Origin of the sequence: Agromyces atrinae (genome assembly GCF_013407835.1) — a bacterium.
Lineage (GTDB): Bacteria > Actinomycetota > Actinomycetes > Actinomycetales > Microbacteriaceae > Agromyces > Agromyces atrinae.
On sequence record NZ_JACCBI010000001.1, the window covers coordinates 2,381,834 to 2,406,000 of the forward strand.

General features: G+C 67.9%; 20 protein-coding genes. 5 read left to right on the forward strand and 15 right to left on the reverse strand.

Annotated elements, in window-relative coordinates; genetic code table 11:
- Positions 1-3 precede the first annotated feature (3 nt).
- The 9 genes from BJ972_RS11060 to BJ972_RS11100 form a co-directional block, all read right to left on the reverse strand.
- On the reverse strand, positions 4-909 hold the full coding sequence (locus BJ972_RS11060) for a DMT family protein (RefSeq protein WP_129172392.1): 906 nt from the start codon (positions 907-909) through the stop codon (positions 4-6).
- Positions 906-2,558, reverse strand: coding sequence for a cation:proton antiporter (locus BJ972_RS11065; RefSeq protein ID WP_218851010.1), 1,653 nt, complete (start codon positions 2,556-2,558; stop codon positions 906-908). The genes BJ972_RS11060 and BJ972_RS11065 overlap by 4 nt, the downstream gene beginning before the upstream one ends.
- A complete protein-coding gene (locus BJ972_RS11070; protein ID WP_241830695.1) occupies positions 2,558-3,715 on the reverse strand; it encodes a cation:proton antiporter in 1,158 nt (385 codons plus the stop codon). Before BJ972_RS11070 ends, BJ972_RS11065 begins: the two co-directional genes overlap by 1 nt.
- A 6-nt stretch (positions 3,716-3,721) precedes the next feature.
- On the reverse strand, positions 3,722-4,393 hold the full coding sequence (locus BJ972_RS11075; RefSeq protein WP_129172391.1) for a GAP family protein: 672 nt from the start codon (positions 4,391-4,393) through the stop codon (positions 3,722-3,724).
- Positions 4,390-5,730, reverse strand: coding sequence for a hypothetical protein (locus BJ972_RS11080; protein ID WP_129172390.1), 1,341 nt, complete (start codon positions 5,728-5,730; stop codon positions 4,390-4,392). Before BJ972_RS11080 ends, BJ972_RS11075 begins: the two co-directional genes overlap by 4 nt.
- Positions 5,731-5,740: 10 nt before the next feature.
- Positions 5,741-6,793 (reverse strand): DUF998 domain-containing protein, encoded by a 1,053-nt coding sequence (locus BJ972_RS11085; RefSeq protein ID WP_129172389.1) that lies wholly within the window; start codon positions 6,791-6,793, stop codon positions 5,741-5,743.
- Positions 6,790-7,464, reverse strand: a complete 675-nt coding sequence (locus BJ972_RS11090) for a hypothetical protein (RefSeq protein WP_129172388.1) — start codon at positions 7,462-7,464, stop codon at positions 6,790-6,792. Before BJ972_RS11090 ends, BJ972_RS11085 begins: the two co-directional genes overlap by 4 nt.
- Before the next feature lie 78 nt (positions 7,465-7,542).
- On the reverse strand, positions 7,543-8,946 hold the full coding sequence (gene gad / locus BJ972_RS11095; RefSeq protein ID WP_129172387.1) for a glutamate decarboxylase: 1,404 nt from the start codon (positions 8,944-8,946) through the stop codon (positions 7,543-7,545).
- A 52-nt stretch (positions 8,947-8,998) separates the two neighbouring features.
- Positions 8,999-10,231 (reverse strand): metal-dependent hydrolase family protein, encoded by a 1,233-nt coding sequence (locus BJ972_RS11100; protein ID WP_206736459.1) that lies wholly within the window; start codon positions 10,229-10,231, stop codon positions 8,999-9,001.
- A 268-nt stretch (positions 10,232-10,499) separates the two neighbouring features.
- Here BJ972_RS11100 and BJ972_RS11105 point away from each other — a divergent pair, with 268 nt between their 5' ends.
- From BJ972_RS11105 to BJ972_RS11125, 5 genes are read left to right on the forward strand one after another with little or no spacing between them, the layout of a single operon-like run.
- Entirely contained in the window at positions 10,500-10,730 is a 231-nt protein-coding gene (locus tag BJ972_RS11105) for a LapA family protein (protein WP_129172385.1), read from the forward strand.
- Between the two features lie 10 nt (positions 10,731-10,740).
- Positions 10,741-11,742, forward strand: coding sequence for a linear amide C-N hydrolase (locus tag BJ972_RS11110; protein WP_129172384.1), 1,002 nt, complete (start codon positions 10,741-10,743; stop codon positions 11,740-11,742).
- 7 nt (positions 11,743-11,749) lie between these two features.
- Positions 11,750-13,300, forward strand: coding sequence for a LuxR family transcriptional regulator (locus tag BJ972_RS17700; RefSeq protein WP_129172383.1), 1,551 nt, complete (start codon positions 11,750-11,752; stop codon positions 13,298-13,300).
- On the forward strand, positions 13,300-14,652 hold the full coding sequence (locus BJ972_RS11120; RefSeq protein ID WP_129172382.1) for a threonine/serine exporter family protein: 1,353 nt from the start codon (positions 13,300-13,302) through the stop codon (positions 14,650-14,652). The genes BJ972_RS17700 and BJ972_RS11120 overlap by 1 nt, the downstream gene beginning before the upstream one ends.
- Entirely contained in the window at positions 14,649-15,725 is a 1,077-nt protein-coding gene (locus tag BJ972_RS11125) for an AI-2E family transporter (protein ID WP_129172381.1), read from the forward strand. Before BJ972_RS11120 ends, BJ972_RS11125 begins: the two co-directional genes overlap by 4 nt.
- Positions 15,726-15,749: 24 nt before the next feature.
- Here BJ972_RS11125 and BJ972_RS11130 read toward each other — a convergent pair whose 3' ends face one another.
- The 6 genes from BJ972_RS11130 to BJ972_RS11155 all read right to left on the reverse strand — a co-directional run bounded on the left by BJ972_RS11130 (position 15,750) and on the right by BJ972_RS11155 (position 23,964).
- Complete coding sequence (locus BJ972_RS11130) at positions 15,750-17,297, reverse strand: helix-turn-helix transcriptional regulator (protein ID WP_164989859.1); 1,548 nt, start codon at positions 17,295-17,297, stop codon at positions 15,750-15,752.
- A 269-nt stretch (positions 17,298-17,566) separates the two neighbouring features.
- Positions 17,567-19,111, reverse strand: coding sequence for a helix-turn-helix transcriptional regulator (locus BJ972_RS11135; RefSeq protein WP_129172379.1), 1,545 nt, complete (start codon positions 19,109-19,111; stop codon positions 17,567-17,569).
- Entirely contained in the window at positions 19,108-20,601 is a 1,494-nt protein-coding gene (locus BJ972_RS11140) for an ABC transporter ATP-binding protein (RefSeq protein ID WP_129172378.1), read from the reverse strand. Before BJ972_RS11140 ends, BJ972_RS11135 begins: the two co-directional genes overlap by 4 nt.
- Positions 20,598-21,419: an ABC transporter permease gene (locus BJ972_RS11145; RefSeq protein ID WP_241830694.1), complete on the reverse strand. Its 822-nt coding sequence runs from the start codon at positions 21,417-21,419 to the stop codon at positions 20,598-20,600. The genes BJ972_RS11140 and BJ972_RS11145 overlap by 4 nt, the downstream gene beginning before the upstream one ends.
- 32 nt (positions 21,420-21,451) lie before the next feature.
- Positions 21,452-22,405 (reverse strand): ABC transporter permease, encoded by a 954-nt coding sequence (locus tag BJ972_RS11150; RefSeq protein WP_241830693.1) that lies wholly within the window; start codon positions 22,403-22,405, stop codon positions 21,452-21,454.
- 23 nt (positions 22,406-22,428) lie between these two features.
- Positions 22,429-23,964 carry an ABC transporter substrate-binding protein gene (locus BJ972_RS11155; RefSeq protein WP_129172375.1) on the reverse strand — a complete coding sequence of 512 codons (1,536 nt, stop codon included), beginning with the start codon at positions 23,962-23,964 and terminating at the stop codon, positions 22,429-22,431.
- Positions 23,965-24,167: the final 203 nt, after the last annotated feature.

Sequence of the window (24,167 nt, forward strand, 5' to 3'; positions counted from 1 at the left end):
GGCTCATTCGGCGCGACTCTCCGCTCGCGACAGGGCGAAGACGCCGACGATGGCGATCGCGCCGGCCACCGCGAACACGACGAACGCCCACGGCGCGGCACTGCTCGCCTCCCCGAGGATGACGATGCCGAGCGTCACCGCGACGGCCGGGTCGACGACCGTGAGGCCCGCGACGACGACATCGGGACGGTTCGCCGCGTGGGCTCGCTGCACGAAGTAGACCGAGAGGCCTCCCGCGATTCCGATGCCCGCGATGCAGACGAGGGTGAGCGTGTTCTCGACATTCCACGTCAGACCGCCCGAGTGCAATGCGGTCTGCACGCGCAGAATGACGGTCTTGCCGAGCGTCGCGACGAAGGCGGAGTAGATGCCGCCGAGCAGTACCCACATGACGGGCGGCGTGCGGCGGTGGCGGCCGAGGTACCAGACGGCGGCAGTCGTCACGAGGACGAAACCGAGCACGACGAGGATCGCGATGAGCTGCACGTCGGTGATCGCGTGCTGCGTGCTGACGAGGGCGGCGACGGTGACGAAACCGGCGACACCGACGACGCACGTGGCGATCGAGATCAGTACCGCGCGCGACGGCATCTGGTGGGCGAAGAGAGCCGTGAGGAGCACGGTGAACACGAGAGCGACGACACCGATGGGCTGCACGACCATGAGCGGTGCGAAGGCGAGGCTGCCCATTTGCAGCACGATGGCGACACCGAGCATGACCCCGCCGATGAGCCAGAAGCGGTTGCGGACGAGGTTCACGGCCTTCGAACCGGAGGCGCCACTCGCCACTCCCGCTTCCATCGAGCGGACGCCTCGAGCCTGCAAGAGGTTGCCGACGGCGAGGGCCGCGGCCGAGGTGACGGCGAGTGCGATTCCGATCAGGGGTGCCGAGCTCGGTTCCACGGTCATCTCTCGCTTTCCAGATGGAGCTTCACGCTGATCTCGTACGCGTCGAGCTCGTCGAGGACGTATCGCAGGGCGCTCGTGCTGTGGCGCCCGGAGCGGCCGAGTTCGTGCAGTCGCTCGCGCATCACGGCGAGCAGCGCGAGTTCGAACTCGAGCGCCTCGGGGGTCACCGCGTCGCCGGCCGAATCGAGTCCCGCGATGAACCTCGATGCCGGCAGCGCGTAGACCTCGGGCGAGAACGGCCTCCGGTCGCTCCGATGTACGCGCCCGCCGTCGATCGCCTCGAGCGCGGATGACCGCAGCCGGGCATCGATCTCGCGGATCTCCTCGCGCGGCGGCCCGCTCTCGCCCGCCCGGCGCAGCCCGAGCAGGCGCGCGAGCACGGGCAGCGTGAGTCCCTGCAGCAGGAGGCTCCCGGCCGCGACGAGGAACGCGATGAACACCAAGAGGTCGCGGTCGGGGGTGTCGCGCGGCAAGGTCTGCGCCGCAGCCAAGGTCACGGCACCGCGCATGCCCGCCCACACGATGATCGTGTTGTGCTTCCACGTCAGGGGCGACGACTCGAAGTAGTCGATGTCGGCGCGCATACGACCGACGCGCGGGTCATGGGCTCCGTCGTCGCGCGCCGAGATGCGGCTCCGCACCGCTTTCTTCACACGCACGGTGTGCACCCGCAGCATGGGGAAGACATAGGCGGCGCGCACCAGCATGAGAATCACGAAGGCGAGAGCAGCGACGCCGACGCCCATCATGAGCCCGTCGTCCGACGAGAGATTGCTCTCGACGATGCCCCACAGTTCGAGACCCATGATGAGGAACACCACGCCCTCGAGCAGGAACGCGATCGTGCGCCAGTTCAACTTGTCGGAGATGCGCTGCTCGGGGGTCAGCCAACGCACCGAGCCCTGCCCGCACACCACTCCCGCGACGACGGCCGCGACGAGTCCCGAACCGCCGAGGGCGTCGGTCGGCAGGTAGGCGAGGTAGGGGATCGTCAGGCCGAGGGCCGTGTTCGCCGTCGCGCTCGTCGTCCATGCGCGCAACCGCAACGCGATGGCGCCCGCGAGCGCGCCGATGAGGATCGCCGAGAGAACCGCCCACGCGAACGAGCCAAGAGTCGTCAGGAACGAGAACCCGGCGGCGCCGGCGACGATCGCTGTGCGCAGGAGAACGAGGGCCGTCGCATCGTTCAGCAGCGACTCGCCCTGCAGCACCGTCACGACGCGGCGGGGAACGCCGAGCTTCTGCACGATCGTCGTCGCGACGGCATCCGTGGGGCTGAGGATCGCGCCGAGCGCGACGGCCAGCGGGAAGCCGAGGCCGGGGATCGCCCAGAAGAAGAACAGTCCGAGCACGAGTGAGCTCACGACGACGAGCAGCACGCTGAGGCCCCCGATCGCCGCGAAGTCGCGGCGGAACTCGATGGCCGGGGCTGAGACGGCGGCCGAGAAGAGCAGGGGTGGCAGGACCGCGATGAGGATGACGTCGGGTGGCACCTCGACGGCGGGTACGGCCGGGATGAAACTGATGCACACCCCGACGGCGACGAGGATGAGCGGGCCGGCCACCCCGGTACGGCTCGAGAGCGAGTGGGAGAACACCACGATGAGGATCGCGGCGATGACCACGATGATGGCGAGGTCGATCGACATCAGTGCACCTTTCGGCGAATCGCCATGGCGGTCGCGGGGAGGATGAGGATGGAGAGCATGCCCGCGGCGACGAGCACCGAGGCGGCTGCGGGCGGCAGGACGCCACTCGAGACGCCGATCGCGGTCACCGCGACGATGATCGGCAGGCCCGTCGCACCCATGAGGCCGACGGCGATGCGCTCGCGCCACGAGGCGCCCGCAGGGGCGGCGAGCATCGAGGGGATGCCGCGCACGACGAGGAAGACGACGAGGGTCACCGGCACGAATGCGATGAGGATCGGGGTCTCGAGAAGCGCGGCGAGGTCGAACGTGACGCCCGTGTAGACGAAGAAGACGGGAACGAGGAAGCCGAATGCGACGCCCTCGATCTTGCTCTCGACGGCATCGCGGTCGGGTTCGCTCGCGTCGCGCATGACGAGGCGCCAGACGATGCCCGCGGTGAACGCGCCGAGCAGCATGTCGATGTCGAGCGCGATACTGAGGGCGACGAGGGCCGTGAGCATCACGAAGACCGCGCGGATCGCGAACTGCCCCGAGGTGTGCAGCGTCGTATTGACGAACCGGTACATCGCTCCGTGCGGGAGCGAGACCGACAGCCAGATCGCCGCGGCCGCGACGAGCGCGAAGATCACGAGCACCACGGTCGAGGGACCGGGCGAGCGTGAACCGAGGAAGACCGAGATCGCGAGCAGCGGACCGAACTCGCCGACGGCACCGATCGCGCCGACGGCGAGCCCGAAGGGAGATCGGAGCTCGCCGGCATCCCGGAGGATAGGCAGGAGCGTGCCGAGTGCCGTCGAACAGAGCGCGATGCCGATGATGACGGCGGCCCCGCCCGGGTCGAGCACCATCCCGATTCCGAGCCCGACCGCAATGCTGATCAGCCAGCCGCCAACAGCGTTTCGCCCCGTCCGCCCGCGAAAGGCAGCGAAGTCGATCTCGCTTCCCGCGATGAAGAACAGCATCGCGAGACCGATCGAGGCGAGCGTCGCCATGAACGCCGACGGGCCGGCCCACCCGAGCACGCTCGGGCCGATGACGATACCGAGGAGGAGTTCGAAGACGACGATGGGGATGCGCACCCACGGCGAGAGGCCGCGAACGACGAGGGGCGCGAGCAGTGCCATCAGAGGCACGAGGAAGAGGACCGCTTCCACGCGTCGTCACCCCGCCAGGTCGGCGATACCGGCACCGATGAGCTTGAAGCCGAGGATGACGAAGAGCACCGTCATGATGACCGCGTGGTTCGAGACGAGCCACGTGCGTGCGCCCGTGAGCAGCCCTTCCACCTTCGACGGGGCGACGACGCTGATGACCCAGGGAATCGCGACACCGATGACACCGATCAACCCGAAGATGAGGATGACGGCGACGATCTCGTGCACGGGGAGTGACGCCTGCGAGATACGACCACCCGCGGCGATGAGCAGCGGCAGGTCTTTCGGCGAGAGCGGGCCCGAGATGATGACGCCCACGAGGAACGCGCCGCCGAGGCCCAGCCCGTCGAGGCGGGCCATCCACTTCGGCGTCTCGTGCGACCCGCGATTGCGCCACTGCAGCACGGCGAGGACGAGGAGCCCGAGACCGAGCACGATCTCGATGACGTCGATCGTGATGTGCGGACCCGAGTCGGGATCGTCGGCTCCCGCAGACCGGCCGATGAGTACCAGTGACGCCACAAGACCGATGGCGAAGGTGTAACACCCGGCGATGAAGGCCGTGCCGTTGGTGCGGCCGTTGCCGGCGGTGGCCATCAAGATGACCGCGACGATCGAGAGCGGACTGATCGCGATCGCGATGCCCAGTGTCAGCAGGTCGGCGAGAACAACGATCATCCGTCACCCTCGGCGGGCGCGGCCGACGGCGCGACGTCGTCGGGTCGGCGCTGCAGCAATTCGGCGACGAGCAGAACCAGCAGCGCGACGATGAGGGTGCCGATGACGTGCCCGACTGTCAGGGGACGCATCGCGAAGAGCACAACGACCGCGAGCACGCCGAGGCCGATGCGCACCCCCACGCGGTACCGGCCGAGCCACCGACCGAACGCCCCGGTCTGCAGCCCCCGGGTCGCGAGCGAACGGCGCGCAGACCCGGTCAGCGAGTCGGTCACGCGGCGCAGGCGCCCGGCGGCGCGCGAGCGGCCGGTCACCCAGCCGACGAGGGCGATGATGAGCCCCACGAGTGCGAAGATCCACGCGGTCTGGCGCATGTCATCGATGAGCTGCGTGTAGATGACGTCGATCGCGCTCGGCGAGAGGGCGAGCTGCGAGGCGACCGATGCCACGAGGAGCGAGCCGATGCCGAGGGTCGCGCCGAGGGAAGCCGCGCCGAGTCCGATTCCGAGACCACTGCCGAGCACGGCGACACTCCGCCGCCGCGCAAGGGCGATACCCAACCCGAACAGCACGAGGGTGACGACCGGCAGCCACCAACCCACGGCGTCGGCGACCGCGTAGCCGGTACGGATGGCGATGAGGCTCTCGCCGCTGCCAACGATGATGGTGCGATCGATCACCGGAATGAGGGATGCGACTCCGATGCCCTGCTCGGTGAGGTTCGTCTTCACACCCTCGACAAGCGGGCCCACGGCGATGCCGAGTCGGTTGTCGGGCGTGAGTACGACGACCCCGCCGCCATCCGACGTCGAGGCGAGGGTGAGGGCCCGGTGCGCGCCGCGCAGGGTCATCTCGAACACGTCCGAGAACGCTTCGGATTCGATGACGGCGGCCACCGACGACGAGACGATGTTCTCCATGCCCGCAGCCGCCGGCTGGCGCAGGAGGCCGAGCGCGGCCGCCGCCCGGTCATCCATTCCGAGTTCGATGATGCCGTCGAACACGGCATCCGTCACTTCGACGAAGTCGACCTGCGAACGCACAGCCGTCATGGTCTCGTCGATGATGACCTGCTGCACCGCGGGGTCGTCGACGATCGGAGCCAGAGTCGAGACGAATGCCTCCTCCTCGACGAGCTGCGCACGCGTCCATGCGCCGACGATCGACACGGGCACGAGGATCGTGGCGATCACGATGATCAGCGTGGACGCCACCGAGCGCCACCAACCGCCCCGGGGCCTCTCGTCCACGCCGATGCGCCGAGCGAGGGCGGCATTCTCGGCCTCAACGGCCTTCAGCCGAACCGTGAGCGTTTCGATATCCGGCGTAGCAGTCATGGGTGCACTCCTAGGGCGTGACGCTGCGCGCTCGACCGGCATTGTGGACGTTGCGGAGGAACAGGATGATCCAGCTGAAGATGAGCACGGCGGAGACGAGCTCGACGGCAGTGAGGTTGTAGATGCCCGTGGCGAAGAGTACGGCGAGCACGATGATCACTCCGACGTAGACGAAGCCGAGCGCCACGAAGACCTTGGGCATCGAGGGGATGAACCACGGCAGACCGATGACGAGGGCGGCGAAGGCGACGCCCATGCCTGTCGCGACCGTGTTGTGAAGCAGGAAGAAACGGTCGACGGGGAAGACGCCGACGCACGCGAGCAGCACGCCGAGCAGCACGAACAGTGCGCGCACGATCGCACGACGGCGACGATCGGTCGTCGTCGCGGCGGGCAGCGCCGCGGTGCCGAAGCGTGCGATGGTCGTGATCAGCACTCCCGACACGACGAGAGTGAGATTGAAGGTCAGCGCCGACACGTCGTGCGTGATACCGAGGGCGGACAGGTTCATCTGCCACCACTGCGGGTCGGTCGAGCTCAGCATCGCCGCGACCATGCCGACCACGAGGAAGATGGCGAGCACGAGCGAGAGGTGGCGAGGCGAGAGGCTCGCGCCGCTCACGAAGGCGAGGTAGGCGCTGAGCGCCGCCGCGGTCGCCGCGAGCACGACAGCCGGCGACGCGTACACGGTCGCTCCGACGAAGCTACGGTCGAGGATCGTCGCGAGACCGATCCAGCCGAGGAGCGCGATCGCACCGTGAGCGGCCGAGAGGGCGATGAGGTCGAACCAGCGATAGCGCGCGGCATCAGTGTCATCCGGATCGACATCGGCGGCGCGTCGGGGAAGGAGGCGCGACACCGCGAAGCCGACGGCGGCCGCGATCGCGCCCGCGATGGCGGTGAAGTCACCGAGCGAACGACGACCGTCGATCGGGAGTTCTCGCCCCCAGAAGACGAACACGGCGACGAGCGCCGTGGCCGCGAAGGCGAAGGCGCCGACAGCGAGAGCGAACGACTCGTCGTCGAGCGCCGGGCGCGAGGCTCGGGCGATCGAGGTGCTCACGGAGCGACCGGCCGGTTGCGGTCCCAGAAGGGCAGCACGATGAGCGATGCGAGGAGGAAGCAGATGGCGCCGATGAAGGTGCCGTTGTTCGCGAGCGAACCGCTGAGCGCATCGCCGCTCGGCAGAATGAATGCGCCGACCGCCGAGATCCCGAACGCGACGCATCCGACGAAGTTGATGAAGACCGACCACCAGGCGCGACGGCCGAGATCCCAGAGCTTCGCGACGTGGGCGTAGGCGATGAACGCGACGAAGCCGCTCACGAGGAACGCGACGGAGCCGCCGGCATCCGGGTTCCAGACGAAGCGTTCTTCACTCGTGATGGTCTTCGCGTGCAGTGCGCCCGTCGTGCTCACGTTGAACATGATCGTGCCGAACGACTGCGTCGCCGCGGTGAGCCATTCGGCCCGGACCATCCGCCCCGGCGGGTACGACACCGGCACCGAGATGGCTCCGCTGAGGAACAACTGGATGAGACCGGCGGTCGTGAAGAACCACGCGCCGATGAAGAAGAGCAGGTTCGATCCGCTCGAACCAAGTGCCTCACTGAGCCCCGGAGCCGAACCGAGCGCGAAGAACGCGGAGCCGATCATGAAGCCCCAGCACTGCTTCGTCACGGTCGGGACGAACAGCCTCCGCGGCGGGTCGATGGTGGTCGTGGCGGCGGTCATGGTCTCGCTCTCTCGGTGCGTGCCGGTGGGACGCTGCGGGGAGGACGTCGAGCACGACGCCCTCCCCGCAGTGAACGATCAGTGGTGGAAGTGCGAGTGCGCGACGTCGGGCAGCGGCGTCGTGAGCGCGTTCAGGTACTCGACCTCACCCTTGATGTCAGACAGCAGTGCCGAAGCGAGGTCACGGCTGAGCCCGACCTTGACGACGATGCGCTGCAGGATGACATCGGACATGTCGTCGGCCATCGGGTACGCCGGCACGAGCCAACCCTTCATGCGCAGGCGGTCGGCGAGGTCGTAGAGGCTCCACGTCTGGGTGTAGCCGTCCTTCAGCACCCACGCGAACACGGGGATCGTGTCGCCCTTGCTCACGAGCTCGAACGGACCGATCTTCGCGATCTCGCTCGAGAGGTACGTGGCGACGTCGATCGAGTTCTGCTGCACCTCGCGGTAGCCCTCGAAGCCGAGACGGAGGAACTGGTAGTACTGCAGCAGCACCTGCGCGCCCGGGCGCGAGAAGTTCAGCGCGAGGGTCGGCATGTCGCCGCCGAGGTAGCTGACGTGGAAGATCATGCTCTCGGGCAGTACCGCGGTGTTGCGCCAGACGACCCAGCCCACGCCGGGGTACACGAGACCGTACTTGTGGCCCGACGTCGAGATCGAGTTGACGCGATCGAGCTGGAAGTCCCACACGAGGTCGGGCTGGCAGAACGGGGCGACCATCGCACCCGATGCGCCGTCGATGTGGATCTTCACATCGAGCCCGGTCTTCTCCTGGATCTCGTCGAGCTTCTTCGAGATCGCGACGGCGTCGTCGTAGAGGCCCGTGAAGGTCTGGCCGAGGATCGCGACGACACCGATCGTGTTCTCGTCGACGTAGTCCTCGAGGTTGTAGCCGTCGAGGATGATGTGGTCGGGGCTCACCGGCACGTACCGCGCCTCGATGTCCCAGTAGTTGCAGAACTTCTCCCAGACGACCTGCACGGCCGCCGACATGATGAGGTTCGGCTTCTCGGTCGACTTGCCCTCGGCGCGGCGCTTCTCCTGCCACAGTCGCTTGAGCGCCAGACCGCCGAGCATGCAGGCCTCCGACGAACCGATCGTCGAGGTGCCGATGGTGTCGGAGACGTCCGGCACGTTCCACAGATCGGCGAGGATGCGCCAACAGCGGTCCTCGATCGCCGCCGTCGCCGGGTACTCGTCCTTGTCGATCATGTTCTTGTCGGCGGCTTCGAGGTAGAGCTTCTTAGCCTCGTCGTCCATCCACGTCGACACGAAGGTCGCGAGGTTCAGCCGCGAGTTGCCGTCGAGGATCGCCTCGTCGTGGACGATCTGGTAGGCCGTCGAGGGCAGGCTCGGGCTCTTCGGAAGGGTGAACTTGTCGAACTCTGTCGCCTCACCGGGCCGCACGAAGACCGGGTTGATGCTGACGTTGGGGTCGATGTTGGTGCTTTGGCGGGCATTGCTGTTGTTGGTGGTCACTGTCGCTCCTGAAGGTTGGCGCGGATGGTGGTGTGGATGTCGAGTCGAGATTTCACAGCGTGTTCTTGACGACCTGCCCGTTCTTGACGATGAGCTTGAAGTTCACGTCGGGGTCGGCGATGAGCGAGAGGTCAGCGATCGGGTCGCCTTCGACGAGGATGACGTCGGCCCATGCACCCTCGGCGAGCACGCCGATCTTGCCGCCACGGTACGTGTTGCGTTCGCCGGCGAGCTCGAACAGCGCGGCGTTGCCCGAAGTGAGCATCTTGAGCGCGTCGACGTTGCTGTAGAACTCGCTGAGGCGCGCGGCCATGACGCTCTGACGTGCGGCCGACTGCGGCTCGAGCAGCAGATCGGTGCCCCACGCGGTCTTCACGCCGTACTGCTTCGCCCACTCGTATACCTGCTCGGTGCCGTGGCAGATCTCGGCGTTCTTGCCGGCGCGCACAGGATCAGGGTAGTGGTGGTCGTCTTCGGCGAAGGGCTGCATCGAGAGCCACGTCTCGGTCTCACCGATGCGGCGGATCGTCGCTTCGTCGGCGAGGTGACCGTGTTCGATCGACCTGACGCCCGCGTCGATCGCACGGGAGATGCCCGCGGGGGTGTAGACGTGGGTGGCGACGTAGGTGCCGTAGTCCGATGCGGCCTCGACGGCGGCCGTGATCTCATCGGGCGTGTACTGCAGCGTGGCGAGCGGGTCGTACATCGATGCCGCGCCGCCGCCCAGAGTGAGCTTGATCTGGCTCGCCCCCTGACGGAGCTGCTCGCGCACCGCGGCGAGCACACGGGGCACTCCGTCGGCGATGCGCGTGAAGTGGATGTCCTCGGTGCGGGCGGGCTTGCCGCCGAACTCCTCGGGCACGTCGTAGACGAACGAGAAGTCGGCGTGACCGGACGTCTGCGAGATCATCGCCTGGCTGGGGAAGATGCGCGGCCCTTCGAACGTGCCGCGGTCGATGAGGCCCTTGATGGGGGCGGTGTCACCGCCCATGTCGCGCACCGTCGTGAAGCCGCGGAGAAGCATGCGCTTCGCCTCGGCGATGGTGTTGCCGTAGAGGGAGCCTGTGGGTCCCTGCAGGAAGTCGACCATGGTGTTCGCGTTGCCCATGAGGTGCACGTGAGCGTCCGAGAGGCCCGGCATGAGGAAGCGCCCCTTGCCGTCGATCTCGATGACGCCGTCGGAGGCATCACCGGCGACGGGAGACGAGGAGACAGCGACGATGTGCGTGCCCTCGATCAGCACGTCGGCGTTGTCTTGGGTCGCGTCGTTGATTCCATCGAACACGCGGACGTTGCGAATTATCATTCTCTGAGGTGCATGTGTCCCTGTCGCCATGGCGGCGAGACTATGCCGCCACCTCACCGGCATGGCGCGACGGGGTGAGATTTCGCCCCACCGCTCATCCGCGTGATGACGCCGGCCATCACCCGTCCCTCACCCCCAGTTCATCCTGTTGGGCAGGCGGCAAGTGTGAGTAGTGTTCGTTTCTGAGCAGCCCGCGAACGGATCGGCGCACCGCTCGTATCGGCGTTCCAGCGCGAGGAGTAGACATATGCCGGAAAAGGAAACTACAGCCCAGAAGACGTCGAACGGCAAGGTGGTCGTCGCAATCATTATCGCCGTCGTCGCGCTCGCCTTCGTCTTCTCGAACGTGGCCCCCGCCACGCTCAAGTTCCTCTTCCTCCAGTTCACGATGCCCGCATGGGGCTGGTTCCTCGCCGTACTCGTCGCGGGCGTCGTCATCGGATCGCTCTTCCCGTGGTTCCGCCCGCGGAAGAAGTAGAGGCGCCCCGATGTGCACCCGAGTGGTGTGGGACGACGCCGACGGCGCCGTGATCGTCGGTCGCAACATGGACTATCACCGCGACCTCGGCACCAATCTCTGGTTACTCCCCCGCGGCGTCCGTCGGGATGACGGTGTGCACGGCGCGCTCATGTGGACGGCACGTTTCGGCAGCATCGTCGCGACCGCCTTCGACATGATCTCGGTCGACGGCCTGAACGAGGCCGGGCTCGCCGGACACGTGCTCTGGCTCGCCGAGTCGTCGTACGGCGAACTCGACCCCGCACGGCCCGCACTCAGCCAGGCTGTCTGGCTGCAGTACTTCCTCGACAACTTCGCGACCGTCGCCGAGGCCGTGGACTGGATCGAGTCGACGCGCGTGCAGGTCGTGCAATTGAGCGACCCCGCAAGCGGCGAGGTTCCGGCGATCCACCTCGCCCTCGACGATGCGACCGGTGACTCCGCGATCATCGAGTACATCGACGGCGCGCTCGAGGTGCATCACAGTCGCGAGTACCGGGTCATGACCAATTCGCCGAAGTACGACGAGCAGCTCGCGCTTCTCGCCGAGATCGAGGGCTTCGGCGGCGAGAGGCCACTCCCGGGTACGACTCTCGCGACCGATCGCTTCGCACGCGCCGCGCACTACGTGCAGCGACTGCCTCAGCCCGAGTCGCAGCTCGCAGCGATCGCGTCGATGTTCAGCGTCATCCGCAACGCCGCTCAGCCGTTCCGGCTGCCCGACGCCGGCCGCCCCGACTCGTCGCAGACGATCTGGCAGGTCGTCATCGACCTCACCCGACGCCGCTACGTCTTCGAGTCGACGACGCGCCCGAACATCGTCTGGATCGACCTCGCCGACGCCGACTTCAGCGAGGGCGCGCCGCAGCTGAAGCTCGACCTCGCGAGCAGTCTCGCCGTCGAGGGCGGCCTGGCGGGCAACGTCACGGGTCGCTTCGAGGAGCAGGGTGCATTGCGCTTCCTCTCGCTGAGCGACCTGCGCCGACCGTGACGATGACGTGAACCTCACCGATGACGACCTCGCCGTCCGAGAGCTCCGCCACGCCGTCGCGACGGGGCGGCCCGACACGATAGCGCACGCCGCGATGGCGAACGTCTGGCCGCTCTACAGCTCGCACGTCGATGAGCTGCTGCCGATCGTCGAGGCGCTGCCGTCGTCGGTCCTGGAGCGCTACCCCGTGCTCCGCATCCTGCACCGCATGACGCCCGTGCTCGCCCGGAATGTGCGACCGTTCAAGCCCCTCGTGCACCCGGATGACGCACGCACGATGACCCCGGACGAGCTCGACATCCTCACCCTGGTGCAGATCATCGGGTTCCGTTTCAGCGGCGACGTCGCGGCGGCGTTGATCTATGCCCGGCGTCTCGACTCGCGCATCACGCAGACCCCCTCGGCGTCGCGAGAGCGCATCGATGGGCCGCTCTGGTACTACCACCAGCAGATCGGATCGACGTTGCTCGCCGCGGGTCTGACCTCCGAGGCGATGCGACAGTTCTCGATCTCGCGGCAGCTCGGGCAGCTCTCGCAGCAGACCGATGCTGAGCGGATGGCGCTCAGCCGCAACGCGCTCGCGCACGCCGTTCGCGGCGGGCTCGACGACGCCGAACGCGCTCTCACCGAGGCTCATGCGCATCCGCGCCCGTCGCCGCCTCATGCGAGCGCCATCCTCCTCACCGAGCAGACGACGCGCGCGCTCATCGACGTCGAGCGCATGGAGCCGGGTGCCGCAGACCTCGTGGCTCGCCTCGAACCGTACGACAGCATCCAGCTCACGTGGCCGTTCGCCCTTCTCGCACGAACTCGCTTCCTCATCGCCCACCACCGCGCCGATGAGGCCCTCGAAGCGATCCGTCTCGCGAGCGACTCGCACCCCGACCAGCACGGCTCCTTCGCCTCCGACGTCATCAACTCGGCCTCCATCGACGCTCTGTGGGCAGCGGGGGCGACGACGGCGGCGCACCGCCTGGTCGAGTCGTCCGGCCGTCACGGCCAGCTCACCCACGTCGCGATCATCCGTCACGCCCTGCTCGAGTCGCGTTTCGACGTCGCCGAGCAGGGCATTCGACGCGCGTCGACCGACCATCTCCTCGGCCCGGGGCAGCGTGCCGAGCTCGTGCTCCTCTCGGCGTGGTTGCACTCGGCCGCGACCGACACGATCGACCCGCAGGAGGCTCGACACGTGGCACGACTGACACAATCCCGCGGCCTCCGCCGCGTGCTCGCGACGCTTCCGCTGCGGGTGATCGAGCACATCCGTGAGGGCCTCTCCGACGCCGAGGCCGCCGAGTTCGAGACGGCGATGCACGGTATCTCCTCGACCGACCGCCCCCCGAACCCGCGGCTCACACCGCGAGAGCTGCGCGTACTCAACTCGCTGTCGGCGATGGCGACGACCGCAGAGATCGCCTCGAGCCTCCATGTGTCGCCGAACACGATCAAGACGCAGTTGCGCGCGGTGTACCGCAAGCTCGGCTGCTCGACGCGCGAAGACGCGATCATGATCGCGTCGAGGCTGCACCTGCTCGCCGTCGAGAACGAGGCGACCTGATGTCATCGACCGAGGGCGAGGGGACCCCCGCGGCGGGCTTCATCGATCGCGCCCGTGACGCGCTGCAGGCGCTTCGACCCCGTGCGACACCCGACACGATCGGTGACGACGAAACAGGCATCCTCTCGATGCTCGGCGAACTCGGCGCTTCGCTCCTCGATTCGTCGCTCGCGACGAGCGACGTGGAGGACACTCTCAATACGCTCGCAGCGCAGTACGGACGCGCCGATCTCCGTGTGTTCGTCCTCCCGACGATCGTGCTCGTCGAAGACCCGAGCACGTCGCCCGCGCAGACCGCCATCTTCGCGGCAGGTCAATACGCCCTACGCCTCGACCAAGCCGGCGAGGTCGAGCGGCTCGTGCGGCACGCCAGGGAACGGACCACGCCACCTGCAGAGGTGGTCGCCTCGCTCAGCACCATTCGTGCCATGCGACCACGGTTCGGCTCCGTGCTCACGGTGACCGGCTACATGCTGCTCACCGTGGGTTTCGGGATGGTGCTGAACCCGACGGTCACGGCTCTTCCGGTCTACGTCGTGCTCGGCGTCATCGTCGGCTCGATCATGCTCGTCGGCAATCGTGTCGCAACTCTCTCCCTCATCCTTCCCGTGCTCACCGCGTTCTCGGTCACGCTCCTCATCTCGCTCCTCGTGCGGCCCTGGGTGCACGACGACGTACTGCGCCTCGTTGCGCCCTCACTCGTCTCACTGTTACCGGGTCTCACGCTCACGATCGCGGCCGTCGAGCTCACCTCCGGGCAGGTGATGGCGGGGGCGAGTCGGCTCGTCTACGGCATCGCGCGACTCGGACTCTTGGCCTTCGGCGTCTACGCGGGCATCACGGTCGCAGGCGAGCCTCCCGCGCCGACGAGCGCACCCACCCAACTCGGCGCATGGGCCCCGTGGGTCGGCATCGCCCTCGTGAGCGTCGGCTACTACCTCTACTCGGTGGCGCCGCGCCGCTCGCTCCTCTGGATCCTCTATGCACTCGTCGTGGCCTACTCGGCGCAATTGCTCGGCAACCTGCTCGTCGGCCCCGAACTCTCGGGGCTCATCGGCGCCCTCGTCGTCATCCCCGCGATCATGCTCGCCGGGCGGGTGAAGGGCTCTCCCTCGACGTCCGTCATGCTGACGTGCGCGTACTGGCTGCTCGTGCCGGGCGCGATGGGCTTCATCGGTCTGAGCGAAGCGGCGGCGGGAACGGCGGGTGCGTCGGGCACGATCCTCCGCACCTTCGGGTCGCTCACGGCCATCGCGATCGGCATGGTGCTCGGCGCCGGGCTCAGCCGCGACGTGAGCGCGATCGGTCGCGAGTGGAGACAGACACGAACACGAGGACGGACAGACGGATGACAGTCGAACAACCCACACGCGGAATCCTCGCCGGGCTGAGCCGACCCTTCGCGACGGGATTCATCCTGACGCTCGGCGGTCTGACGGCGATCGGTCTCGGTGTGGCCGTCTCGAGCCTGTCGACGGTACTCATCTCGATCGCCTTCGCCCTCTTCGTCGCGCTCGGCCTCGACCCCGTCGTCCAGTCGCTCGTGAAGCGCGGCGTCGGCCGTGGCTGGTCGATCACGATCGTCTTCACCGCGCTCGCCCTCCTCGTCGCAGGGGTCCTGATGCTCGTGCTCCCGACGCTCGTCGGGCAGATCACGCAGTTCGCCACCGACATCCCCCACCTCATCGCGAGCTTCCAGAACTCGAGCACGTTCGCCTGGCTGCAGAAGACGTTCGGCACCGACGTCAGCAGCGTCGTCTCCGAGATCGAGGCGTACCTCGTGCACCCCGATCGCGTCGCGACACTCGGCCGCGGAGTGCTTCAGGTCGGCGGCACGATCGCTGCGACACTGTCGGGAATCATCATCGTGCTGGTGCTCAGCCTCTACTTCCTCGCTTCGCTACCGGCCATCACGACGGGATTCACGCGCCTGCTGCCGGCCCGCAACCGCCCGAAGGCCGCCGCCATGACCGAAGAGATCACGTCATCGGTCGGCAGCTACCTCGGCGGGATGGTCGTGCTCGCGTTCTGCAATGCGATCGTCGCGCTCGTCCTGCACCTCGCGCTTGCACTGCCGTTCCCCCTGCTCATGGCGGTCATCGCCTTCTGCATCACTCTCATCCCGCTCGTCGGTTCGGTGCTCTACTGGGGGCTCGCGACGGTCATCGCGCTCTTCACCGGGCCGCTCGCGGCACTCATTTTCGCCGCCGTCTACCTCCTCTACATGCAGCTCGAGGCATACGTCTTGACACCCAGAGTGATGAGCCGCGCGATCTCGGTTCCCGGCGCTCTCGTCGTCATCGGCGCCCTCGTCGGCGGCACACTGCTCGGTCTGCTCGGGGCTCTCATCGCCATCCCCGTGACGGCGTCGGTGCTTCTCATCATCAAGCAGATACTCGTGCCGAAGCAGGACGCGAAGGTGTGACGGACCGGTGCCGGGCGAGTCCGATCAGGTCGCGACTTCTCCGGCAAGCAAGTGCAGGCGCGTGGCGATCCTGACGGCTTCCGCGCGTGACGAGCAGCCGAGCTTGCGGTAGAGGGTTCTCAGCTGCGACTTCACGGTGTTGGGCGACACGTGGAACGCCGAGGCCATCGATGCGGTCGACGAGTGCACGGCGAGGGCATTCAGAATCCGCTGCTCACCGGCGGTGAGCGTGGGGCGCCGGGCGATCTCGAACGTGGCGAGCCCCGCGGTCAGGGCGTCGAACTCGACCCCCGACTCTCCCGAGAGCAGCGTGCTCGCGTGCTCGATCAGTTGCTTCGGCAGCGCGGCGAACTGACGGCGGCTGTCGTCGCGCCTCGCCGTGCGTGAGATCTGCAACGCCATGTCGCGCGTGATCTCACCCGTGCGCCCGAACTCGAGCCACCCCGCGAGCAGCACGACTTCCGAACGCTGTGCGGGCCCGAGGCTGTGATCGGCGGCGAGAAGGCGGAGGTCGTGCGCCGCGGCGTCGAAGCGGCCGTCCTGCAGCGAGAGCCGCACGACAGCGAGCCTGGTGAGTACCCCGCTCGCGCCCTTGTCTTCGGCAACGCGATGCGCCCAGGCGATGTCGCCGGTCGCGAGGAAGGCCTGGATCGATTTCGCGGCGATCACGTCGGAGGCGAAGGAGCCGTCCTGCACGATGTGCGCATCGGCGGCGAGGTGGATCGCCTCGAGTGCATCTTCCGGCTGTTCGCGGGCGAGGAATGAACGACACCGCGCGAGGAGGGCGAACGGCCAGCTCACCTCGATGCTGTCGTAGGGTTCCATCGCGGAGAGCAGCTCATCGACGTCATCCGTCATGCGGTCGACGGCGAGGAGACCCGCCGCAGCCGCCTCCGACGTGGTGACCGCACAGAGGTGGCCGTGCGTCGGCTCGGGCAACTGCTGCGCATCGGCGAGCGCACGGTCTGCCTCACCGAGCGAGCCGCGCACCGCGTGCGCGAGTGCGGTTCGCCCGAGCGCCATCCGCTCGGCATCGGTCTGCAGCGAGAACTTGCCGAGCTGACGCGAGGTGGCGAACTCGAGCAGCGCCCCGCTCGTGTCGCCCGCCGACAGCAGGGTCGATCCGATCTGGTGGTGGAAGAACCAGAGCGGTCCGTCCATGCGGTCGCGCGACTCGACGCGCGTCTGCAGCAAGCGGTCCTCGAGTCGTCGTGCGTAACTGACCGAGGCTGCTGTATCGCCGGAGAGTCGGAAGGCGATCATGTGGGCCAGGTAGACGAAGTCGAGTTCTTCCGGGCTCATCGAGCGCGCGTCGTCAGCGTAGACGACGGGCTTGAAGGGTCGCGACGTGCGCGCCAGCACGGGGGTCATCGGGTGCAGCACGCGCAGCATCGGGTGCCGCTCGAGCACCGGGCTCGGGAGTGCGGCGATGGCCATCGTGAGCATGTCGGTGTGGTCGCTGTAGAGCGGCCAGATGTTCGTGGATGCAGCGCGAGCGATCGTCTCGGCATTGCCGGAGCCGAGAGCTCGGGTGAGTTCGTCGCTCGCTCGGCGGGAGTCGTTGAGGTTCATTCCGCCTCCGATCGCCCGCTCGCGCGGCATCCGACAGCTGCTGTACACGTGACCATACTCATCCGAATCTCCCCAAATCCAGCCGGCCGCGGGGGCTTCTCTGACCCCGCCTCCGCCTTCTGTCTATCGGACTTCCGCGGCGCGTAGCACCCCGCCCCGAGCACATCACCCTCACCATCACCCGGTCACCACCCGGGCCGTACCCCGGATTCGCCCGCGAGGGACATTCGCACGCCCCCCGCACTGGGGTCACAGCGACACGCGGGGCCTCATCCCTCATCGAGGGTGAGGATGTGCAGGTGCTCGGCGATACGGAGCGCGTCCTCACGAGTGGAGCAGCCGAGCTTCGTGTAGATCGATCGCAGTTGCGACTTGATGGTGTTCGGAGAGACCTCGAACGCCTGAGCCATGGTCGCCGTCGATGCGCGATCGCGAAGCGCATGCAGCACGCGCAACTCGCCCGCCGTGAGGACCGGCCGCGCGTTCATCTCGAAGTGCTCGACGCCCGCGGTGGCGACGTCGAACTCGTCCGCCATGTCGGCGTCGAGACGTGCGCGAACGCACGCGACGAGCTGACGCGGCATGAGGGCGATGATCCGCCGGTTCTCCGGCTTCCGAATGACCCGGTGCATGCGGAGCGCGGTATCGCGATCGAGGTCACCCGATCGAACGAACTCGAGCCAGCCGGCGAGTACGACGCTCTCGCCCCGCTGGGCGGGGCCGAGGCTCTGGTCGCTTCCGAGCACTCGCAGGTAGAGAGCGGCATCATCCGAGGCTCCTTGCCGGAGCGCGAGGCGCACTGCCGCGAGGCGCGTGAGGACTCCCGGCTCCGCGATCGACGCGACGATAGCGCGAGCGCGGCTGACATCACCGGCCAGCACGAGCGCATCTATCGAACCGGAGTCGACGACGTCACTCGCGAAGCACCCGGGCTGGAGGGAGTGCGACTCACGGGCCAGTCGAATGGCTTCGAGGGCGTCGTCGGGGTGCTGCCGGAAGAGCAGGGCGCGCGTGCGGGCGAGAAGCGCGAACGGCCACGTGAGATCCGTCGAGTCGTACGGGGCGAGCGCGGCGATGCGCTCATCGACGTCATCCGACATCCGATCGACGGCGATGAGCGCGTCGGTCGTGTTCTCTGTGCTGATGCACGACGTGGCGTGTGCGGGCGTGAGCGTATCGAGCATCCGAGCCTCGCCGAGGGCGAGCTCGGCGTCGACGAGGGCGCCCCTGAAGGCGTGCGCGAGGGCGATGCGACCGAGGGCCGTGCGCTCGGCATCGAACTGCGCAGACAGCTTGCCGAGCTGACGCGCCATCGCGAGTTCGCGAAGTGCTCCCGCCGAGTCGCCGGCCGCGAGGAACGTCGATCCGATCTGATGGTGGAAGAACCAGAGCGGGCCGTCGATCCGGTCACGGGAGGCGATGCGTACACTCTGCACACGGTCGAGGAGGCGGCCGGCGTAGACGAGCGCCGACTCGATGTCGCCGCTCGCCCGGAAGGCGATCAGCTGGGAGAGCACGACGAAGTCGACTTCCTCGGGCGTCATCGACCGCGCCGCCCCCGAGTCGACGCGCGGCTTGAACGCGCGCGACGTTCGCGACAGCACGGCCGTCATCGGGTGCACCAGTCGGAGCGCGGGGTAGCGATCGAGCACGCTGTCGTGAAGCGTCGCGACGGAGGTGATGAGCAGCTCGGTGTGGGAGGTGAGGAGCGGCCACACGTTGAACATCGCGACACGCGCGATCGTCTCGGGCTGCCCGGACTCCACGGCGCGGATGAGTTCGTCGCGTGCCACGTCGGGCTGGTTCAGATTCACTCGTCTACCCCTATCCACGCGCGCCGGTGCGCTGTTCGCACCGGGAGAGAGTGCGGGTTCGGGGATCCGCGGAAGAAGGAGTCCGCGGATACGGTCTCCTCGATGTGTCCCTGCCGCATCACTGCGACACGGTGAGCGATTCGCCGCACGGCGGCGACGTCGTGAGAGATGAAGACGTAGGTGGCACCGGTCCGGTCCTGCAGATCGATGAGCAGGTCGAGGATGTCGGAGGCTGCGGCCGCGTCGAGGGCTGAGGTGGGTTCGTCGCACACGATGATCGGTGCGGTCCCGGCGAATGCCCGGGCGATCGCGACGCGTTGCTTCTGCCCGCCCGACAATTCGTGCGGCAACCGGTCGAGGAGGTTACGAGGAAGCCCGACGCGAGCGGCGAGCTGATCGGGTGTCTCATCACCGGCGAGCAGTGAGATCGCACGCGCGAGCGTGCGGCGTACGGTCCGCCGCGGGTTCAGGGATGACTCAGGGCTCTGGAAGACCATCTGCACCGGTCGCGGCGACGCAGGGGCATCGACGGTGACCGATCCGCCGTGCGGGGCGACCCCGGCGAGCGCTCGGCCGAGCGTGGTCTTCCCGCTGCCCGATTCACCGACGACGGCGAGAGTCTCGCCTCGAGAGAGGTGCAGATCGACACCGTCGATCACTCGCCGCGACCCGTGGTCGACCGTGAGGCGGGAGGCGACGAGTACCGGCGGCCGGCCGGACGACGTCGCCGGCGGCCTCACGGGTGCGTCTCGTCGGGGATGATCGGCGAGCAGCTGCTCGGTACTCACCGTGTGCGTCTCGCCGCCGGGAGCGAGTGCCGTCGCGCGCTCGCACCACGATGCGACGGTAGCGAGATCATGGCTGATGAAGAGGCTCGCGAACCCCTGCTCGCGGCGACGGCGCTCGATCATGTCGAGGATTTCGATCCGCATCGCACCGCTCTGCGCCGTTGTCGGCTCATCGAGGATGAGGAGTCGCGGCCGACCCGCGAGGGCGAGAGCGATCATCGCTCGCTGCTGCTGCCCGCCCGAGAGCTCGTGGGGGTATCGCCTCGCCATGAGGTCGGGGGGCAGGCCGACGTCGTCGAGCGACTCGTCGGCGGCTCGCACCGCGGCACGCGCCACACGTCCGTTCATGCGGTGCACCTCGGCGAGCTGCGCCCCGATCCGGGCCGTGGGGTCGAGAGCCCGTGCCGGGTCCTGGTAGACGACCCCGATGTCACGTCGTCTGTAGTCGCGAAGGGCCGCGCCGCCGAGCGATCGGAGGTCGCGTCCCGCCACCTCAAGGCGCCGACTGCGAACGCTCGCCCCGCGCGGCAGGAATCGCGTCAGGGTGAGCGCGATCGAGCTCTTCCCCGATCCGGATTCTCCGACGAGTCCGTGACGCTCACCCTCGTCGATCCGGAGGTCGATGCTCCGCACGACGGGGAGCACTCCCCCGTCGATCCTGTAGTCGATCGAGAGCCCCTCGATGCTCACGAGTGCACTCATCGGCGGACGACCTCCGTGAGGGCATCTCCGATGAGGGCGACCGAGACGACGAGCGAGGCGAGCGCGAGCGCCGGGAACGCGAGAGTCCAGGGGGCACCCTGCAGGTAGGCGCGGTTCTCGTTCACCGCGAGACCCCAGTCCGCCGAGGGTGGCGCCGCGGCGAGCCCGAGGAACGAGAGGGATGCCGCGACGAAGACGGCCGCTCCGAGGCTGAGTGTCGCCTGCACGACGACCTGGGGCCACACGTTCGGGAGGATCTCGGCCCACAGCACGCGCGCGCTCCGCTCGCCCTGCACCTCAGCACTCGTGACGTAGTCCTTGCCCATCTCGACGAGCACCTCGGCCCGGACGACGCGGGCGATCCCCGGAGTGAAGAGCACGCCGATCGCGAGGATCAGGACGCCGGGTCGACTGCCGAAGGCTCCGACGATGACGATCAGGAAGATCACGGCAGGGATCGCGACGAAGGCGTCGAAGGCGCGCGTGATGAGTTGATCGAGCCACCCTCGGTGGTAGCCCGCGATGAGGCCGAGCACCGTGCCGAGCGCAGCGGCGAGCGCCGTACCGAGGGGGCCGACGAGGAGGGCCGACTCGGCGCCGGCGAGAACACGGGCGAAGACATCCCGCCCGATGCGATCGGTACCGAACCAGTGCTCGGCGCCGGGGGGTGCGAGGCGAACACCGCTGTCGGCGAACGGCTCGACGCCGAACGAGCGCCATCCGACGGCCACGATGACCCAGGCGAGCACGACGACCGCGCTGATCACGAAAGCGGGTCGCCGCACGAGCATCGACCACATCGGGCGCCGTCCGGCCACTCTCGCGCTGTCCGCGTTCACGATGTCGGCGATCATCGGCTCTGACCTCTGAAGCGGACCCGCGGGTCGATGAGGGTGAAGGCGACGTCGGCGAGGAGCACGGCGAGCACTCCCACCGTCGCCGCGATCGTGACTCCGGCAGCGAGCACCGAGGCGTCCTTCCTCTGTGTCGCCGTGACGAGCAGTTCACCGAGGCCGGGATAGCCGAACAGCGTCTCGACGACCGCACTGCCGACGAGCAGCGAGCCGAGGTAGACCCCGAGTATCGACACCGTGGGGATGAGGGCGTTGCGAGCGACGTGGCCTCGCACGATCGCCCCGGCGCCGAGTCCCGAGACGACGGCCGTGCGATAGTGCGGCGAGCGCGTGACGTCGATGATGCCCGAGCGTGTCGTGCGGGCGATGACGGCGAGGGAGCCGATGGCGAGGGTGAGAGCCGGCAGGATCAGAGCTCGGAGTTCCGGCACTGCCCCGTCGCCGAATGCCGCGCCGGACTGCACGGGGAAGACGGGGATCGCCACGGCGAAGACGATGAGGAGCACGACTCCGATCACGAACTCGGGCACGGCGGCGAGCGCCAGGAGGATGACGGTAGACGCGCGGTCCCGCCGCGAGCCCGCGCACAGTGCCTGAAGGATGCCGATGCCGATCGCGACGGGCATGAGCAGTGCGAACGCCAGCAGGCCGAGGGCCATCGAGTTGCCGAGACGCCCGAGCACGAGGTCGAACGTGGGTGTCGCGTACACGATGCTCGTGCCCCAGTCGCCCGTCACGAATCCCGCGAGCCACGCGATGTAACGTTCCAACACCCCCGCGTCGACGCCGTGTGCGACGTTCCACGCCGCGACCTGCTCCACGGTCGCCGCGGGGCCGAGCGCGTTGCGGCCCGGGTTGCCCGGCAGCACCTGCACGAACACGAAGATCAGGGCGGAAGCGGCGAGCACGACGATCGGTATCTGCGCGACTCGCTGCGCAATGAATCTCACCGATCCGGCGTGCCCTCGTGACGTCATGGCTCGATCGAGATTCCCGCGAAGTTGTAGCCCGTGTAGAAGTCGATCGCCCCGATGAACTCGCCCTTCACACGCGGGTTCTGCAGCGCCTGCGACTTCGAGTAGGCGGGGATGACGACGGGAACGTCACTCCACTGCACGTGGGCGATCCGATCGGCGAGTTCCTGACGTGCGACGGCATCGGTCGTCGCATCGAACTGCGCAGTGAGCTCCTCAAGGGCGGGGTTGGCATAGTGCGAGGCGTTCCAGGGAGCGCCGGCCCCGTAGACGAGCGAGACGTACTGCGACGGCACGCGCTTCGCCCAGTTCGTCACGGTTACCGGTGCGGTCAGCCAGGGCGACGCCTCGCCGTCGGCGAAGTACTGCTCGGTGCTCAGGACCTCGAGGCCGACCTCGAACCCCGGCACGGCGTTGAGTTGCTGCTGCAGGACCTCACCGAGCAACTGGTTGGCGGTCGTCAGGGTAAACGAGGGCGTCCGGCCACCGAGCAGCTCCGCCACCATCTCGAGGTCCTGCTCGCGCTGCACGAGGCCGCTCGGCTGCGGGCTGTAGTCGGGGAAGAAGGTCGTATCGTTCGCGACGTCGGCGTTGCCCTCGTAGACGTTCGCGACGAGAGCTTCGCGATCGATCGCCCAGGCGAGCGCTTCGCGCACGGCGACGTCATCGAAGGGCGGAGCGGTCACATCGAGGAAGATGCCGTCGAACCTGTTGTAGCCCGACGAGATGGTCTCGTACTGCGACACATCGATCGTCGACGCGCTCTCGACGGTCAGCCCGATGCGGTCGATCTCATCGGCCTGGAAGGCGAGCACCGACGCGGCGAAGTCGTCGTAGATCTTCAGCTCCACTCCATCGAGCTCGATCGCGTCGGCATTCCAGTAGTCGGGGTTCGCGACGTACGTCGCGCCCACGCCGATCGTGTAGTCCTCGAGAAGGAACTGGCCGGCACCGATCGGGTTCTCGAGCCAGGAGCCGACCTCGTAGTCGGCGGGCAGGATCCCGGTGTTCGTTCCCGTGAACAGGATCGGCAGATCGGAGAACGGCCGGGAGAGGGTGAACTCGACCGAGTCCTCGTCGCCCACCGCGACGGACTCGACGATGCCGACGAAGGCGCCGTGGCCGGGCGACACGCTGTCATCGGCGATGAGCGCATCGAAGGTCGAGACGACGTCGGCGGCCGTCACGGGGGAGCCATCGTTGAACCGGGCGTCGGGGCGCAGCTCGATCGTCCAGACGAGCCCGTCGTCGGATGCCGTCCAGTCGACCGCGAGACGGGGCATGAGCTCGCCGTCACGGGTGAGACTCACGAGCGGCTCGGTCACGAGGCCCGTGATCGCCATGGCGCTCTGGTCGGCCGCCGTCAGCGGGTCGATCTCACTCGCCGGGTCGGTGATCGGCATCCGGTAGACGGCCGCCTGCTCGGTGCTCGCGACGTCGCTCGTCGCACACGCTGCGCCGCCGGCGGCGACGGCGAGGGTGAGAAGAGCGGCGAGAGTCACCCGAACGGCCGGGCGGGAGACCTGATCGCGCATGAGCACCTTTCGTCGGACACACCCGGGCAGCGGGATATTTTCTTCCTATAGTGGCGCACGACGATGACGCGTCATCAGTGGCATCACCCGGTTTTCATCCGCCCGCCCTCCGAAGACGGGGCCGCACGGCAGAAACTCGCGGATTCAATTCGACACCTGTCGCGAAACCGGGCAGATCATGGCTCAATCTCGGCGTCGACCCG